The sequence below is a fragment of the Nonomuraea sp. B12E4 genome (genome assembly GCF_039871825.1).
GTDB lineage: Bacteria > Actinomycetota > Actinomycetes > Streptosporangiales > Streptosporangiaceae > Nonomuraea.
Genome location: NZ_JBDPME010000009.1, coordinates 238,706 through 254,241, shown reverse-complemented (window position 1 = coordinate 254,241; position 15,536 = coordinate 238,706). Strand labels below are relative to the sequence as shown.

14 protein-coding genes are annotated in these 15,536 nt (G+C 72.6%); all 14 read right to left on the bottom strand.

What is annotated here, in order from left to right; genetic code table 11:
- Nucleotides 1-19 precede the first annotated feature (19 nt).
- The 14 genes from rpe to pyrF all read right to left on the bottom strand — a co-directional run bounded on the left by rpe (nucleotide 20) and on the right by pyrF (nucleotide 15,525).
- Nucleotides 20-682 carry a ribulose-phosphate 3-epimerase gene (gene rpe / locus ABGB18_RS22365; protein WP_347697497.1) on the bottom strand — a complete coding sequence of 221 codons (663 nt, stop codon included), beginning with the start codon at nucleotides 680-682 and terminating at the stop codon, nucleotides 20-22.
- Nucleotides 683-919: 237 nt separating this feature from the next.
- Entirely contained in the window at nucleotides 920-2,476 is a 1,557-nt protein-coding gene (locus ABGB18_RS22360; protein WP_347697496.1) for a transcription antitermination factor NusB, read from the bottom strand.
- Between the two features lie 63 nt (nucleotides 2,477-2,539).
- Nucleotides 2,540-3,475: a methionyl-tRNA formyltransferase gene (fmt, locus tag ABGB18_RS22355; RefSeq protein WP_347697495.1), complete on the bottom strand. Its 936-nt coding sequence runs from the start codon at nucleotides 3,473-3,475 to the stop codon at nucleotides 2,540-2,542.
- A gap of 4 nt (nucleotides 3,476-3,479) precedes the next feature.
- A complete protein-coding gene (gene def, locus ABGB18_RS22350) occupies nucleotides 3,480-4,028 on the bottom strand; it encodes a peptide deformylase (RefSeq protein WP_347697494.1) in 549 nt (182 codons plus the stop codon).
- Nucleotides 4,029-4,056: 28 nt separating this feature from the next.
- Complete coding sequence (locus ABGB18_RS22345; RefSeq protein WP_347697493.1) at nucleotides 4,057-5,391, bottom strand: hypothetical protein; 1,335 nt, start codon at nucleotides 5,389-5,391, stop codon at nucleotides 4,057-4,059.
- 37 nt (nucleotides 5,392-5,428) lie between these two features.
- Nucleotides 5,429-6,898: a hypothetical protein gene (locus ABGB18_RS22340; RefSeq protein WP_347697492.1), complete on the bottom strand. Its 1,470-nt coding sequence runs from the start codon at nucleotides 6,896-6,898 to the stop codon at nucleotides 5,429-5,431.
- A 49-nt stretch (nucleotides 6,899-6,947) separates the two neighbouring features.
- The gene (locus ABGB18_RS22335; RefSeq protein WP_347697589.1) at nucleotides 6,948-9,002 is read right to left on the bottom strand and encodes a primosomal protein N'; all 2,055 of its coding nucleotides are present in this window, start codon (nucleotides 9,000-9,002) and stop codon (nucleotides 6,948-6,950) included.
- Between the two features lie 581 nt (nucleotides 9,003-9,583).
- Nucleotides 9,584-10,771: a methionine adenosyltransferase gene (metK, locus tag ABGB18_RS22330; RefSeq protein WP_347697491.1), complete on the bottom strand. Its 1,188-nt coding sequence runs from the start codon at nucleotides 10,769-10,771 to the stop codon at nucleotides 9,584-9,586.
- Nucleotides 10,772-10,899: 128 nt separating this feature from the next.
- Nucleotides 10,900-11,262 carry a hypothetical protein gene (locus tag ABGB18_RS22325; protein WP_347697490.1) on the bottom strand — a complete coding sequence of 121 codons (363 nt, stop codon included), beginning with the start codon at nucleotides 11,260-11,262 and terminating at the stop codon, nucleotides 10,900-10,902.
- A 147-nt stretch (nucleotides 11,263-11,409) separates the two neighbouring features.
- Nucleotides 11,410-12,726: a bifunctional phosphopantothenoylcysteine decarboxylase/phosphopantothenate--cysteine ligase CoaBC gene (coaBC, locus tag ABGB18_RS22320; protein ID WP_347697489.1), complete on the bottom strand. Its 1,317-nt coding sequence runs from the start codon at nucleotides 12,724-12,726 to the stop codon at nucleotides 11,410-11,412.
- An 8-nt stretch (nucleotides 12,727-12,734) separates the two neighbouring features.
- Entirely contained in the window at nucleotides 12,735-13,004 is a 270-nt protein-coding gene (gene rpoZ, locus ABGB18_RS22315; RefSeq protein WP_090930634.1) for a DNA-directed RNA polymerase subunit omega, read from the bottom strand.
- A gap of 5 nt (nucleotides 13,005-13,009) precedes the next feature.
- Nucleotides 13,010-13,597: a guanylate kinase gene (gene gmk, locus ABGB18_RS22310; protein ID WP_347697588.1), complete on the bottom strand. Its 588-nt coding sequence runs from the start codon at nucleotides 13,595-13,597 to the stop codon at nucleotides 13,010-13,012.
- A 121-nt stretch (nucleotides 13,598-13,718) separates the two neighbouring features.
- Nucleotides 13,719-14,042 (bottom strand): integration host factor, actinobacterial type, encoded by a 324-nt coding sequence (gene mihF / locus ABGB18_RS22305; RefSeq protein ID WP_020541698.1) that lies wholly within the window; start codon nucleotides 14,040-14,042, stop codon nucleotides 13,719-13,721.
- A 784-nt stretch (nucleotides 14,043-14,826) separates the two neighbouring features.
- Nucleotides 14,827-15,525 carry an orotidine-5'-phosphate decarboxylase gene (gene pyrF, locus ABGB18_RS22300; RefSeq protein WP_347697488.1) on the bottom strand — a complete coding sequence of 233 codons (699 nt, stop codon included), beginning with the start codon at nucleotides 15,523-15,525 and terminating at the stop codon, nucleotides 14,827-14,829.
- Nucleotides 15,526-15,536: the final 11 nt, after the last annotated feature.

The window sequence follows — 15,536 nt, the reverse complement described above, 5'->3', positions numbered from 1 at the left end:
TACCCTGGTCATGGGATGTTCAAGCCCACTGCCGGTAGGCGGCGGCCCGCAGGGTGTCGATGGCGGCCACCGGGTCGGCGGCCCCGTAGACGGCACTGCCCGCCACGAACACGTCGGCGCCCGCCTCGGCGCAACGCTCGATGGTGCCGGCGTCCACCCCGCCGTCCACCTGCAGCCAGATCCGGCCACCGTGCCGCTCGATGAGCGCCCGCGCCCGTCGCACCTTGGGCAGCACCACGTCGAGGAACTTCTGCCCGCCGAAGCCCGGCTCCACGGTCATCAGCAGCAGCATGTCAACCTCGCCCAGCAGGTCTTCGTACGGCTCCACGGCGGTGGCCGGGTTGAGCGCGAGGCCCGCCCTGGCGCCGAGCGACCGGATCTCGCGCAACGTCCGGATGGGCGCCTTGGCCGCCTCCGCGTGGATGGTCACGCTGCCCGCCCCGGCCTCCGCGTAGGAGGGCGCCCAGCGGTCGGGGTCCTCGATCATGAGGTGGCAGTCGAGTGGCGTCGCGGTCGCCTTGCGAAGCGCCTCGACCACCGGCAGCCCGAGGGTCAGGTTGGGCACGAAGTGATAGTCCATGACGTCGACGTGCAGCCAGTCGGCGTTAGGAACGGCGGCGGCCTCGTCGGCGAGCCTGGCGAAGTCGGCGGCGAGAATGCTGGGCGAGATCTGTACGGCCATGATGTCGCCAAGTCTATTGAACGACCGGCGCCCACCCCACCCAAGGCATCCACCCGACGAACCCCACCACCCCGAGGCGCCCCCAGCACACCCCGCCACCGCCAGCCCCCACGCCCAAGACCTGGGAACCGACCAGCGTCACCGCGAAGCCCGGACCAAGCCCGCCCCGCGGCGCCGCTGTGGAACCCGGCCAGGACCGACCCACCGCGACGCCTGCGGAACGCCAGGCCCGGCTCCTTAGCGACGCCTGCGGAGCAGGGCCAGGAACATGGCGTCCGTGCCGTGCCGGTGGGGCCAGAACTGGGCGTACGGGCCGTCGCCCAGGCCGTCGACCTCGGGCAGGTAGTCGCGCGCGTCGAGCTCCTCGACGTCGTCCCTGCGCCGGACGACGTCCCCGACCACGACACGCGTCTCGGCGAGGTGCGGCGAGCAGGTGACATAGGCCACGACACCACCGGGACGCACGGCGTCCAGCGCGGAGCCGAGCAGCCGCCGCTGCAGCTTGCCCAGGTCGGCGATTCCGGCCGGATCGCGCCGCCACCGTGCCTCCGGCCGCCGCCGCAACGCACCGAGCCCGGTGCAGGGGGCGTCGAGCATGACCCGGTCGAACACGCCCTCCCGCCACACAGGCACGGTGCCGTCGGCCGCGACCACCGCGGCGTCCCTGGTGGTCTGCCACACCAACCGTGCCCGGTGCTCCTGCACGTCGGCAGCCAGCAGCCGCGCCCGATGCCCGTCCCTCGCCACGCCGGCGGACCGCGGGACCTCACCCGCCAGCCCACCCCGATCGCCATGCGTGGCCGACCCTGCCGGACGTTGCCGTGCGGCTCCACCGACCGAGTCGCCAGGCGTGGCGAGACCTGCCGGACGTCCCTCTGCCGTCTCCCCGCCCAGATCACCATGCGTGGCGATGGCGTCGAGCAGTCCGGCCTTGCCGCCGGGCCCGGCGCACATGTCCAGCCACAGCTCCTCGCCATCCCCGTCGAGGGGCACCCGGGTCAGGGCGAGCGCGACGAGCTGGCTGGCCTCGTCCTGTACGGCGGCCCGCGTCTCGGCCACGGCCGCGATCTGTCCGGGATCGCCTTCGCGCAGGTAGGCGGCGTACGGAGAGTAGCGGCCCGGGTCGGCGCCCGCGCTCTCCAGCTCCGCCACCGAGCTGCGCCCGGGCCGCGCCACCAGGGTCACCAGGGGCCGGGCGTTGTCGGCGGCGAGCAGGTCGGCGAGCTCGCCGGGCCCGCCGAGGGCGTCCTGGAAGGCCGAGACGATCCACCGGGGATGCCCGTGGGCGATGGCGAGGTGGCCGACCGGGTCATCGGCCGGGTCGGGCGCGACGATGGGCAGCCACTCGTCCAGCGTCCTGGAGCCGATCTTGCGCAACACCGCGTTGACGAACTTGGCCGCGCCCTGGCCGATGCGCAGGCGCACCAGATCGACGGTGGTGCCGACGGCGGCGTGCGGTGGCACGCGCATGCGCAGCAACTGGTGCGCGCCCAGGCGCAGCGCGTCGCGCACGTCGGGATCGGGCGCGCGGTCGCTGCACATCTCGATCACGGCGTCGTAGGTGCCGAGCCCGCGCAGCGTCCCGTAGGCCAGCTCGGTGGCCAGCGCCGCGTCCCGGCCCTTGATGCCACGCTCCCGCAGCAGGCGCGGCAGAAGCAGATTGGCGTACGCGTCCCGCTCGTCAACGGCGCGCACCACATCGAAGGCCGCATTACGCGCATGATCGCGCGCCGGCTTACGCGGCCGCCCGCCGCCGCTCCGGCCGCCGGCCCCCTGCCCCCCTCTGGTCTTCATCCCCTCAGACTTTCCTCACAGCTCGGACACCGGCGCGGAGCTTGACACCAGCCACCACCAAGGTCAGCCGCCGAAGCTCTCCTTGCCTTCCGGGCGCACCCCACGGGCCCACTCCTCGGCGCCCATCACCCGCTTGCCCTGCGGCTGCACCTCGCTCAACTGCACGACCTCGGTGGCCGTGCCGACCAGCACCCTCGTCTTCGTGGCGGCGATCTCCCCGGGCGCCAGCCGCTCCCCGGCGTCGGCCACCACCCGCACCGGCCCCAGCTTCAGCCGCTGCCCCCGGAACTCGCTCCACGCCCCCGGGTTGGGGGCGCAGGCGCGGATCAGCCGGTCGACGTGCATGGCGGGCGTGGCCCAGTCGACCTGGGCGTCGGTGACGGAGATCTTGGGGGCGACGCTCACCCCGTCGGCCGGTTGCGGCCGGGCCTCCAGGGTGCCGTCCGCGACACCGTCGAGGGTGGCGGCCAGCAGCCCCGCCCCCGAGACGGCCAGCCGCTCCAGCAGCGACCCGCTCGTGTCGGTGGCGCGGATCTCCTCGGTGACCACGCCGTAGACGGGCCCCGCGTCCAGCGCCTTGACGATCTGGAACGTGCTGGCCCCGGTGATCTCGTCGCCGTGCAGGATCGCGTGCTGGACCGGGGCGGCCCCGCGCCAGGCGGGAAGGATCGAGAAGTGCAGGTTGATCCACCCGTGCCGGGGCACGTCCAGCGCCGGCTGTGGCAGCAGGGCGCCGTAGGCGACCACCGGGCAGCAGTCGGGCTCCAGGGCGCGCAGCCGGTCGAGGAACTCCGGGTCACCGGCCTTCTCGGGCCGGAGGATCTCGATGCCCGCCTCTTCGGCGAGCTCGGCCACCGGCGAGGGATGGACCTTGCGGCCGCGGCCCGACTGCGCGTCGGGACGGGTGACGACGGCCACCACGTCGTGCCGTGGCGAGTCGATCAGGGTGCGCAGTGACGGCAGCGCCGTGTCCGGGGTGCCCGCGAAGACCAGACGCATGCCCTCAGAGCGCCTTTCCGCCGGTGGCGTGGGGCGAGACCTTGATCACGGGAGCGGACAGCCCGCTCCACTCGGCCTCGCGCACGGCCTTCATGGCCAGCTTGCGCTGCTTGGCATCCATCCGGTCGATGAACAGGACTCCGTCGAGGTGGTCGGTCTCATGCTGGAAGCAGCGGGCCATCAGGTCGGTGCCCTCCAGCGTGATGGGCTCGCCGTGCATGTTGTGGCCCTTGGCCACGGCCCGGACGGCACGCGGCGTCGGGAACGACAGGCCGGGGAAGGACAGGCAGCCCTCCTCGCCCTCCTCGTCGAGCTCCGGTGACAGGTCGAGGTCGGGGTTGATCAGGTGGCCGAGCTGCTCGTCCACGTAGTAAGTGAACACCCGCAGCCCGACGCCGATCTGCGGGGCCGCCAGGCCCGCGCCCGGCGCGTCCATCATCGTGTCGGTGAGGTCTTTGACCAGCTTGCGAAGCTCCTTGTCGAAATCGACAACCGGGGCCGCCGGGGTGCGCAGCACCGGGTCTCCGAACAGCCGGATCGCCTGGATCGCCAAGGGGTCACTCCGTTTTCTCGACGGTTGATCAGGCCAGTTTAGTGTGTTGCAGCGAGCGGGCCTTCATCGCAGCCTTGCGCGCCGCCTTGACCACGGCCTGGTCGTCGTGCGCGGTGGCGAGCATGTCGAGCACCGCGATCGTGTCGGGGTGCCCGACCGCGGGCATCTCGTCGACCAGCTTGATCAGGTCCTCTCCCGGCTCGGGCGGGTCGAGCCGGCCGGCCGCGGAGCCGGACAGGTGCATGAGGGCGGCCAGGGAGTCGACGGCGATCCAGGTGTGGTCCTCGGGGCTGAGCGGCGGCGCCTCGAGGTCGCGGATGTGCAGCCAGGAGGCGGCGTAGCGGCGCATCAGCGGGTCGTCGAGCGCCTGCCTGACGGGGGCCTCGGCCTCCGGGCCGAGCTCCTCCAGGATGGCGCCGACCGCGCCGCGCTGGCCCGCCGTGCCGGACGCGGCGATCTCGATCAGGTCGCGGGCGGCCGACTCGGGCGCGCGGCGTTCGAGCCAGCCGGCCACGGCGCTCTGCGTGGCCGTGCCCTTGACCAGCTCCGCGACCAGCTCGGCCGCCGACAGGTCGGCGAACACCTCCACCTCGGCGGTGGTCGGCGCGTCATGCCCCTCGCGCAGCAGGTCGCGCCGGACGGCCCAGACCCCGAGCGGGGTGAGCGCCGTGCGGCCGGCGGTGGTCTGCTCGACCAGGCCGCAGTAGGTCAGCAGCGACAGCGCCTCCAGCAGTTCGGCGGGCAGCGCGGCGGCCAGGCGGCGCATCTCGGCCGGGCCCGGGGTGCAGGCGACCTCGTGGGACTGCAGGATGCCGCGGGCGAGGTTGGCGGTGGCGACGCCGGAGCGCACGGAGTAGATCGTGGCGAGCATCTCGGCCAGGTGCCCGTCGACCACGGCCGAGCCGGTCAGGCCCTCGTCGGCGCGGTCGAGCACGTCCATGACCACGCCGTCCCAGAACTCCAGGGTGGCCTCGACGGTGAGCCGCATCGACAGCGGCCCCCTGGCGGCGCGCCCGCCGAGGATCTGCAGCAGGCCGGTGTTGACGGCGACGATCCAGACCAGCCGCAGCCGGGCGGCGGACAGGCCCAGCGCCGCGGCCGCGGCCGCGGCGTCGGGCGCGGCCAGGTGACCCTCCGGGGTGACCTCGCGGGTGCCCGTCCAGGTGGTGAGACGGATGGCGTCGGCCACGAGCGGCACCGTGGGCACCGCGGCGGCCAGCTCCGCGTCCGGCGCGAGCAGAACCGGCGGGAAGGTCAGCGCCTCGTGCTCCAAGGCGGTCTCCTCAGGAGGCCGTGCGGGCACGGCGGCCTGCTCATCGATCAGCTTGCGCAGCTCGGCGAGGTCGAAGACGTTGTTGGCCACCCAGGAAACTTACTGCACACAGGTCACATGGGCGTACTCAACGGATGGCACGGGAGCGGGCTTTGAAGGCCGCCTTGCGTGCCGCCTTGGCCACCGTACCGTCCGGTATGGAGCGTCCGAGCAGCTCCAGCACCTCGACCACGTCGGGATGGTCCACCCGCCACATCTCCTCGATCACGTGGGCGGGCGGGCCGGAGGCGGCCATGTTCTCGGCGAAGATCTCGGGATCCTCCTCGGCCGCGGGCATCGCCAGCGCGAGCATGTCGACGCTGACCCAGAGCGCCTCCTCGTGGGTGAGCGGCGGCGCGGGCAGCCCTCTGGCGGTGAGCCAGTGGATGGCGTGCGGCCGCAGCTCCTGGTCGTCGAGGTAGTCGCGCACCTGCGACTCGGCCTGGACGTCCAGCCGGTCGACGATGGTGATCGCGATGCCGCGGGCCACGGCGGGCGCGCCCGAGGCGGCCGCCAGCAGCTCGGCCGCGGCCTCGCCGGGTCCCCGGCCGGACAGCCAGCGGCTGATGTCGTGCTCGGCGATCTCGGCCGGCACGCCTTCTAGCAACCCCTCGATGAGGCCGAGCGCGTCGGCGTCGGCCAGGTCGGGGGCCTGCGGGGCCTCGATCCCGAGCGAGAGGTAGTGCTCGCGCAGCCCCCACACGGCCAGCGGCGTGAGCTCGGCGGTGTCGCCCGCGACCTTGATCATGCCGTGCCAGGCCAGCCGGTCGAGCACCGCGCCCAGGTCGATGTCGCCCTCGTCGGCGATCTCCACGAGATAGTCGCCGATGACCCCGACCGGCACCCGCGCCTGCAGCCGGTAGAGCATGTCGAACAGGTCGTAGAGCCCCTCGTCGAGCTCGGACACGCCGGTCACGGTGCCGGCCGCGCCGGGGTCGAGCAGGTGGGCGACGTCCGCCGCCCACCCCCGCAGCGGCTCGGCGGAGCCGTCCGGCGGGCGCTCGGCGAGCATGGGCACGCTCGCCAGCGCGGCCGCCAGCTCCTCCTCCGGGGCGAGCCGGACGGCGGGCAGCGGCGTGCACCCGGGGCAGTCGCAGGGCGCCTCGCCCAGGTCGGGCACCTCGCCGGAGGGGATGGCGACCGACTGCTCGAGCGACTCGGGCCCGATGGAGCTGAACAGGCTCTTGGCCATGCCGAAGTTCGCCGGGTCGGCGAGGGCCGCGCCCATGCGCGGCGCGATCCCGTCGAGCCTGTCACGCATCGACGCCGCCGTCACCTCGCTGACGGCACCGGCCTGGCTGAGGTAGTCGACCAGCGTACGGGCGGCGGCGACGGTCTCCGGCGCGCTCTCCGGCGGCGCGATGACCTTGCGCGGGTAGATGGACAACAGCAGCTCGTCGAAGGTCTCGGGAGCGAAGTCGCCGAGCTCGTTGACGTTGAGGTAGTCGCTGGCGTAGTCGCAGAGCAGGCGGACCTCGTCCGCGTCCACTTCGACTTCCCGCGCGCGCCCCCAAGCGCGCAGGTCGTCGATGGCCTGGTTCACCCATTCGATCGACACAGGGGCACGCTAACGGCTGGTCTCCAGATGAGCGAATCGGGGAAACGGTCTAAATCAGGTCGAGCGGGTCGACACTCACCCTCACGACATCTGGCGTCTTACGCGCCGCACGTACCCCAGTGGCCCCTTTGAGCGCAGCCGACAGGGCGGCGCCGGCGCCGCGGCGTACCCGGATCATGGCGCGTTCCTGCCCGGACTCGTCCACCGGCACGGGGCCGAGCACCTGGGCCTCGGGCGGGAGGCGCAGCTCGTCGAGCATCTGCCTGACCGCGCTCGCCACCCCGGTGAGCGTGGCCATCCGCACCGCGGGAGGGAACCCCAGCTCGGCTCGGTCGCCCAGCTCGCGCTCGGCGTGCGTGACGGGATCCCAGCGCAGCAGAGCCTGTACGGCGGGCAGCCCGGTGTCGGCGAGCACCACCAGCTCGGCGGCGGGGCGGAGCAGAGCGGCGGCGTTCATCCAGCGGCGCACCGCCTCCTCGGCGGCCCGCAGGTCGGCCCGGCCGAGCAGCGCCCACGCGTCCAGCAGCACGGCCGCCGCGTAGCCGCCCTCCACCACGGGTTCGGCGCCCGGGGTGGCGACCACCAGCGCGCGGGCGGGCGGGACGGTGGCGAGCACACCGTCGCGGCCCGACGTGCGCACCGGGACCGAGGGGAAGGCCCTGCCGAGTTCCTCGGCCGTGCGCCGGGCGCCGGTGACCACCGCCCGCAGCCGGGGGCTGCCGCAGGACGGGCACCGCCAGGCGGCGTCCACCCGGCCGCACCAGCGGCAGTAGGGCGCCACGTGACCGCCCCGGAGGGCGAGCGGGCCGTGACATGAGGACCCGGGCCCGCCCGGCGGCTCCTCCTGGTCCGTGTTGAGTGCGATCGGGGCGATGCGGGTGGGGGGCAGGACGCAGCGGGCGGGGGCGCGGCAGTGCCGGCAGGCCAGCGCGGGCAGGTAGCCGCGCCTGGGCACCTGCACCAGCACCGGCCCGCTCTCCAGGCCGTGGCGCAGCGCCCGCCAGGCGAGGCTGGGCAGCCGGGCCTGGCGGGCCGCCTGGTCCCTGGCCAGCTCGGCGTCCTCGCCCGCGGGACGGACCCGGGGGGCGAGGCTCCTGACCGTCGTGCGGGCGGCCACGATCGGCCTGGCCCAGTGGCCGGCGACAAGCTGGGTGGCCTCGGCGGTGCGCGCGTAGCCGCCGATCAGCATGGCCGCGCCGGTCCGGTGGGCGCGCAGGCCCAGCACCTCGCGGGCGTGCGGGTAGGGGGCCAGGCGCTCGGCGTGCAGGTCGTCGCCGTCGTCCCAGATGGCCACCAGGCCGACCTCCGCGACGGGGGCGAACATGGCGGCCCTGGTGCCGACGACGGCGCGTACCTGGCCTCTGAGCACCTTCAGCCATCGCCGGTAGCGCTCGGCGGGGCCGAGGTCGGCGGTGAGCGCCACGTGCCCGCCGGGGCCCAGCGCCTGCTCGAACTCGCCGTCGGCCAACGCCACGTCCTTGCCGTCGGGGACCACGACGAGCGCGCCCCTGCCGCCGTCCAGCGTCGCGCGTACGGCCTCGGCCATCGCCCGTGCCCACCCTCCGGCGCCGGGCAGGGCCGACCACACGGCGCGGGGCGCGCGGCCGCCGCGCAGCGCGTCGAGGAACGAGGGCCCGGTCGGGTACGCCTTCCACGCGGACTCCCCGGGCACCGGCACGGGGGGTTGCGGCTCCTCGGCCTCGGACGGCTCCGACTCGGCCTTGGCGTGGCGCGGCGGGACGGCCAGGCGGAGCACGTCGGCCAGCGTGCCCGCGTACCGGTCGGCGACCGCCCTGGCCAGGCCGGCGATCTCCGGCGTGAGCACCCGTTCGGCGGACACCACCCGTTCGAGCGGCATCAGCCTGCCCTCGTGCTCGCTCTCATCGGCCCGCTCCAGCAGGAACCCGTCGGTCAGCTTGCCCGCGAACCGCACCCGCACCCGCACCCCGGGCTCGGCCGTCTCATGCATCGAGGCGGGCACCAGGTAGTCGAAGGGCCGGTCGAGGTGCGGCAGCGGATTGTCCACCGCGACCCTGGCCACCGGCCGCTCAGGAGCGGGGACGGGCGCGCCCTTGGTCTCCTTCGACGACACCGGCGGCCGCACGGCGTCGAGCGGCAGCAGCGCGTCGTCGGAGTCGGTCACGCATAACGTCTACCAGACCCCACCGCCCCCGAACGCCCACCACCCGCACCCCGGAAACGGCAACACCACAGCATGCCCCGCCAACCGGACACCCACCGGCCCGAACGGACTGCCTTCGGAGTTGTGCCGCCCGTCATGCTGACGCGTGCCCAGCCCGGAGGGTGAGCCCGCCGGCACCCTGCCCGCCCGAACGCGCTGATCATCCGGCGGGGCGCGGCTCGGCGACGCGCGGCGGCGAGAGACCTGACGATGTCGCCGCCGCACGGGCGGGCGCTCCCCTCACGGTGAAGGGCCGATGGGCGGGCGCTCCCATCACAGGTGAAGGGCCGATGGGCGGGCGCTCCCATCACGAGTGAGGGCCTCGATGGGCGGCAGGCGACGGCCCGCCGAGCGACACCCACCCTTGACCGGGTGTCACCGGCGGGCACTGCCCCGCCGACGCCAGGTCGTGCGGGGTCTCGGCGTTGCGGCCGGACGCCACGAGCCGGTGTCGTCGTCACCGGCCAGGCCCGCCGTCGCGGGCCGCGAAGGCGCGGCGGGTGTTACAGGCCGGCGGCCGTGCGCAGGGACTCGGCGCGGTCGGTGGACTCCCAGGAGAAGCCCTCGCGGCCGAAGTGTCCGTAGGCGGCGGTCTCCGAGTAGATCGGGCGCAGCAGGTCGAGATCGCGGATGATGGCCGCCGGGCGCAGGTCGAACACCTGCAGGACGGCGGTCTGGATCTGCTCCACCGGCAGCTTCTCCGTGCCGAAGCACTCCACGAACAGGCCCACCGGCTGGGCCTTGCCGATCGCGTAGGCCACCTGGACCTCGCAGCGGTCGGCGAGGCCGGCCGCCACGACGTTCTTGGCGACCCAGCGCATGGCGTAGGCGGCCGAGCGGTCCACCTTGGACGGGTCCTTGCCCGAGAAGGCACCGCCACCGTGACGGGCCATGCCGCCGTAGGTGTCGATGATGATCTTGCGGCCGGTCAGCCCGGCGTCGCCCATCGGACCGCCGATCTCGAACCGGCCGGTCGGGTTGACCAGCAGCCGGTAGCCCTCGGTCGCGATGTCGAGGCCCGCGAGCACGGGGTCGACCACGTGCTCCTTGATGTCGGGCGCCAGCATCTCCTTGAGGTCGATCTCGGCCGCGTGCTGCGTGGAGACCACCACGGTGTCGAGGCGGATCGGCGTGTCGCCGTCGTATTCGATCGTGACCTGGGTCTTGCCGTCGGGGCGCAGGTAGGGCACCGTGCCGTTCTTGCGCACCTCCGACAGGCGCTGCGCCAGCCGGTGGGCCAGCGTGATCGGCAGGGGCATCAGCTCAGGGGTCTCGCGGCACGCGAAACCGAACATCAGGCCCTGGTCGCCGGCGCCCTGCCGGTCGAGCTCGTCCACGTCACCGTCGATCCGGTGCTCGTAGGCGTCGTCGACGCCCTGGGCGATGTCCGGCGACTGCGCGCCGATGGACACCGACACGCCGCACGAGGCGCCGTCGAAGCCCTTGTGCGAGGCGTCGTAGCCGATCTCCAGGATCTTCTCCCGGATGACGCCGGGAATGTCGACGTAGGTCTCGGTCGTGACCTCGCCTGCGACGTGGACCTGGCCGGTAGTGATCATCGTCTCGACGGCGACCCGGCTCCTGGGGTCGTCCTTGAGCATGGCGTCGAGAATCGCGTCACTGATCTGGTCGGCGATCTTGTCCGGGTGGCCCTCTGTGACCGACTCGGAGGTGAACAGGCGACGTGACAACTCAGTGGCTCCTCATGCAGCGGCTGCTGACGAATCTAAGGCCCGGGACATCTGGGCATGCCTGGGCTTCGCCGAAGTCTAGCCCCACCCGATGCCGGGTCGCGAAACCGCACACGCCTCGGCTTCCATCACAGCTCCGGCAACGGGTCGGGTGGCATGGTCTCCGGCGCGAAGATCTCCGCGTCGGCGGCCGCGACCACGGCGGCGTACTCCTCGTCGAACTCGTAGGTCATCAAGCCCAGCTCGATGACCGGTCCAGGCAGGATGGGGCCGAGCCTGGTGTGTCGCGGGAACTCGGCGAAGACCGATACCGGCCGATCACTCCTGAGGGTCCTGGTGGCCAGCACCGATATGGCCGAGCCGGTGACCACGATGAGGAAGTTCCCCGTCCCCGCCGCCCCCGCGGACAGCGCGGGGAAGACGTAGTGGATCTCACCCTGGTCGCCGAGCAATGTTCTACAACGATCCCTGACAGCGGAACCCACCGGCATTCCATCCCCCCTCGGCCTAAGTATCCGCAGGCGCCAGGGGGTGTCGCAATATGTGATCGAGTAATTGGTCTTGCACAATTTGTACGTTGTGCGGCGATTCGTACGGTCTCAACCGCGGAAAGGACTCACGAACGCCCCAGGAAAGCGTCAGGACAGGCGCGCGGCGACGAGGTCCCACACCGCGTCGGCCAGGTCCTCCTTCGGCCCGAACGGCACCTCGACCGGCTCGCCCCCCGCCACCAGCACGGTGGCGGCGTTGTCGGGGGCGCCGAAGGCCAGCCCCTCCCCCACCTGGTTGACGACCAGCAGGTCGCAGCCCTTGCGCTCCAGCTTGGCCTGCCCGTTGGCGAGCACGTCGTGCGTCTCGGCGGCGAACCCGACGATCACCCGCGGCCCCACCCGGTCCGCCGGAACCCCGGCACCCGAGCCGGCCTCGCTCTGGGAGCCGGCCTTGGAGTCTGCCTCGGCCTGGGGGGCCGGCCCGCCTTCACGACCCGAGGGAACGGCTGTGCCCGCCGCGGCTCCGCCCTGGCGGCGGCGCTCGCCAAGCTCGGCGAGAATGTCCGGATTTTTCGTCAGATAGATGGGGTCCGGCTCCCCGTCCGTCTTCTTGATCTTCTCGTCATGCCGCTTCGCCGGCCGGAAGTCGGCCACCGCGGCGGCCATCACGACCGCATCGGCGCCCTCGGAGGCGGCCAGCACCTCCGCACGCAGCTCCGCCGTCGACTCCACCCGCACGACCCGCGCCCCGGCGGGGTCGGGCAACGCGACGTTGGCCGCGACCACGGTCACCTCGGCGCCCCTGGCGACGGCGGTGCGGGCCAGGGCGTATCCCTGCAGCCCGGACGAACGGTTGCCGATGAAGCGCACCGGGTCGATCGCCTCACGGGTGCCACCCGCGGACACCACGACCCTCCGCCCGGCCAGATCGCGCTGCCGCCCGCGCAGCACCCGCAGGCAGACCTGGAAGATCTCGGCGGGATCAGGCAGGCGCCCCGGGCCGGTGTCGGCGCCGGTGAGCCGCCCCACGGCCGGGTCGATCACGACGGAGCCGCGCGAGCGCAGCGTCGCGACGTTGGCCCGGGTGGCCGGGTGCTGCCACATCTCGGTGTGCATCGCGGGCGCGAACACGACCGGACATCGGGCGGTCAGCAGCGTGTTGGTGAGCAGGTCGCCCGCCAGCCCGTGCGCGGCTCTGGCCAGCACGTCGGCGGTCGCGGGCGCCACCACGACGAGATCGGCCCCCTTGCCGATCCGCACGTGGGGCACCTCGTGCACGTCGTCCCACACCTCGGCCGACACGGGGTGCCCCGACAGGGCGGCCCAGGTGGGCTCGCCCACGAACTTCAGCGCCTCACGGGTCGGCACGACCCGCACCTCGTGCCCGGACTCGGTGAACAGCCGCAGCAACTCGCACGCCTTGTATGCGGCGATGCCGCCGCTGACGCCCAGGACGACCTTCATCGAAGGGGTCAGACCGCGCCTTCGATGGGCTCGGCGTTGAGCAGGCCCTCGGAGACCTCGCGCAGCGCGATGGACAGCGGCTTCTCCTGGGCGTGCGTCTCGACCAGGGGCCCCACGTATTCCAGCAGGCCCTCGCCGAGCTGGGAGTAGTAGGCGTTGATCTGGCGAGCGCGCTTGGCGCCCATGATCACCAGGGAGTATTTGCTGTCGACGATGTCGAGCAGCGCGTCGATCGGCGGGTTGGTGATGCCCTCCGCGGCCGGGGTGCTGCCTGCCACGATTGTCAGACCTCTCGGTTGGTGGTTGTCGTGACCCCCTGAGGGTCAGTCATCAAGGCTATCAGCCGATGGCACACATGTTGGACGCTCGTGTTCACCAGCGTGAGGTCGAATTCCTTCTCGGCGGCCATCTCGATCCGCCCGGCCTGCAGGCGGCGGGCGATGACGTCCTCCGGCTCGGTGCCGCGGCCGCGCAGCCGCTTCTCCAGCTCCTCCCACGAGGGCGGGGCCAGGAACACCAGCAGGGCCTCCGGCATGCTCCGCCGCACCTGCCTGGCGCCTTCGAGGTCGATCTCGAGCAGGGTGGGCACGCCCTCGGCGAGTTTCCCCAGTACGGGCACGCGCGGCGTGCCGTAGCGGTTGCCCGCGAACTCCGCCCACTCCAGCAGCTCGCCGGCCTTCACCAGCCGGTCGAACTCCTCGCCGTCGACGAAGAAGTAGTGGACCCCGTTGACCTCGCCGGGCCGGGGTCTCCTGGTGGTCACCGAGACCGACAGCCACACCTCGGGGTGTGCCCGCCGGAGCTCGGCGACGACCGTGGACTTTCCGACGCCCGACGGCCCCGAAAGGACCGTCAGCCGCCGCTCGCTCAGGGGCGGGAAGTGGGCCTCCGCTCCTGGTCCGACCGCCTCGTGGGCGCTGACTTCGCCGGACCAGGACCTGTCGGTCACTTCCTACCCCCCGTTGAACCTGCGCTTTCGTGTGGAACAGAGATTAGCTCTCGTTGCCACCGAACTCGCGCTCGAGGGAGGCCCTCTGGTTCGCGCCGAGGCCCCGCACGCGGCGGGACTCGGCAATGGCAAGCCGCTCCATGAGCTGCTTGGCGCGGACCTTGCCCACGCCGGGGAGCGATTCCAACAGTGCCGAGACCTTCATCTTGCCGATGACGTCGTCGGTCTGCCCATCCTTGAGCACCTCAGCCAGAGAAACCGCGCCATGCTTGAGCCGGTTCTTGACCTCGGCACGCTCTTTACGGGCCTTGGCAGCCTTCTCCAGGGCTGCGGCGCGCTGCTCAGGGGTCAATGGAGGAAGAGCCACGCCGGGTCACCTCGAATTTCTGTCGATGTACTCGGACGGGAAGGGAAACTAGCTGGTCATCGCCCCCTAAGCAACGTCAAGCGCGGTTTCTCCCCTGACAAAATCCACTTCATCACTGTGCGTATTCGTAAAATTACATTGCGCTGATCAAATCGCCCTCACTTCCCTCTTCGCGCGTCGGCGCACGACGGTGTCGCGAAACGCAACGGTGATCGCATTGGCACCCCGGGCCGATGTCCGAAAACCTCGCCGCACCAGGGCCGAAACCCAAATGCCGAATGGCGTGCGAGGGCCTGCGCGGATGCATTATGATCTTGCCAGTGAGCCCGGAGCCGACCGGCGACGGCGTGCCCGCGACGGCGTCCTCTTCCCCCTGTGGACGACTGTGCGGGCCGACGATTCACCACGGCCAGGGCCAAGCGGGCGTTTCGTCACGGCGAGCGCTCCGTGAGCCTTGACGACCGGCCATGACAGAGGGAAACCGGCGTCGGCACGTGCGGGTAAGCCGGCCCGCGTAAAAAAGGGTATTGCCCTTTGTGCGGCGGGAAAGCGATCGCGCAGGCGCGTCAAAGTGCCATATGTGGCCGCGCACAAGTCCCTCAAACCGCGTATGCGTCCGCATGCATGCCGTCAAAGCACCATATGCGCGCGGACGCGAAGCCCATCGAAACGGGCACGAAGCCCGTCGAAACGGCCGGGAAACCCGACGAACGGGCACGAAGCCCATCGAAACGGGTGGGAGCCCGACGAGCCGGCGCGAGGTCCTACGAACGGGCGCGAGGTCCTACGAGAGCTGGCGGCGGAGGGAGGCGGCTATGGCGGCGGCGGCCGCGCCCGGGTCGGCGGCGCCCGTGATCGGGCGGCCGATGACCAGCAGGTCCGCCCCGTCCGCCAGGGCCTGCTCCGGCGTGGCCACCCGCGCCTGGTCCTGCGCGGCGGCCCCGGCCGGCCGCACCCCCGGCGTGATGAGCGTGACCCCCGGCCCCACCTCGGCCCGCACCGCCGACACCTCGTTGGGCGAGCACACCAGCGCCGTGGCCCCCGCCTCCACCGCCATGCCGGCCAGGCGGCGCACCGCCTCGTCGGCGGGCCCGAGGAGCCCGATGCGGCCCAGGTCGTCCTCGGTCAGGGAGGTCAGGATGGTCACGGCGGCGATCTTGGTGTTGTCCGCGGCCGACTCCACGGCGGCCCTGATCATGGCGGGCCCGCCGGCGGCGTGCACCGTGAGGATCGCCGGGCGCAGCCGGGCGACGGCACGGGAGGCGCCGGCGACGGTGTTCGGGATGTCGTGCAGCTTGAGGTCCAGGAACACCTGTACGCCGCTGGCGCCCCGCACGGAGGCGATCACGTCGGGCCCGTAGCGCAGGTAGAGCTCCAGGCCCACCTTGACCGTGCTGACGTGCGGCGTCACCAGGGACGCCCACTGGGCGGCGGTCTCCAGGTCGGGAGCGTCCAGGGCGACGGCGATGGGCGCGGGGGTCACGGGGTCTTCTC

What these genes read in the sequence shown, in the direction of transcription:
- ABGB18_RS22360 (WP_347697496.1), bottom strand. Translation starts at nt 2,476, where the DNA reads ATGAAGACCAGAGGGGGGCAGGGGGCCGGCGGCCGGAGCGGCGGCGGG.
- fmt (WP_347697495.1), bottom strand. Translation starts at nt 3,475, where the DNA reads ATGCGTCTGGTCTTCGCGGGCACCCCGGACACGGCGCTGCCGTCACTG.
- ABGB18_RS22325 (WP_347697490.1), bottom strand. Translation starts at nt 11,262, where the DNA reads ATGCCGGTGGGTTCCGCTGTCAGGGATCGTTGTAGAACATTGCTCGGC.
- coaBC (WP_347697489.1), bottom strand. Translation starts at nt 12,726, where the DNA reads ATGAAGGTCGTCCTGGGCGTCAGCGGCGGCATCGCCGCATACAAGGCG.
- rpe (WP_347697497.1), bottom strand. Translation starts at nt 682, where the DNA reads ATGGCCGTACAGATCTCGCCCAGCATTCTCGCCGCCGACTTCGCCAGG.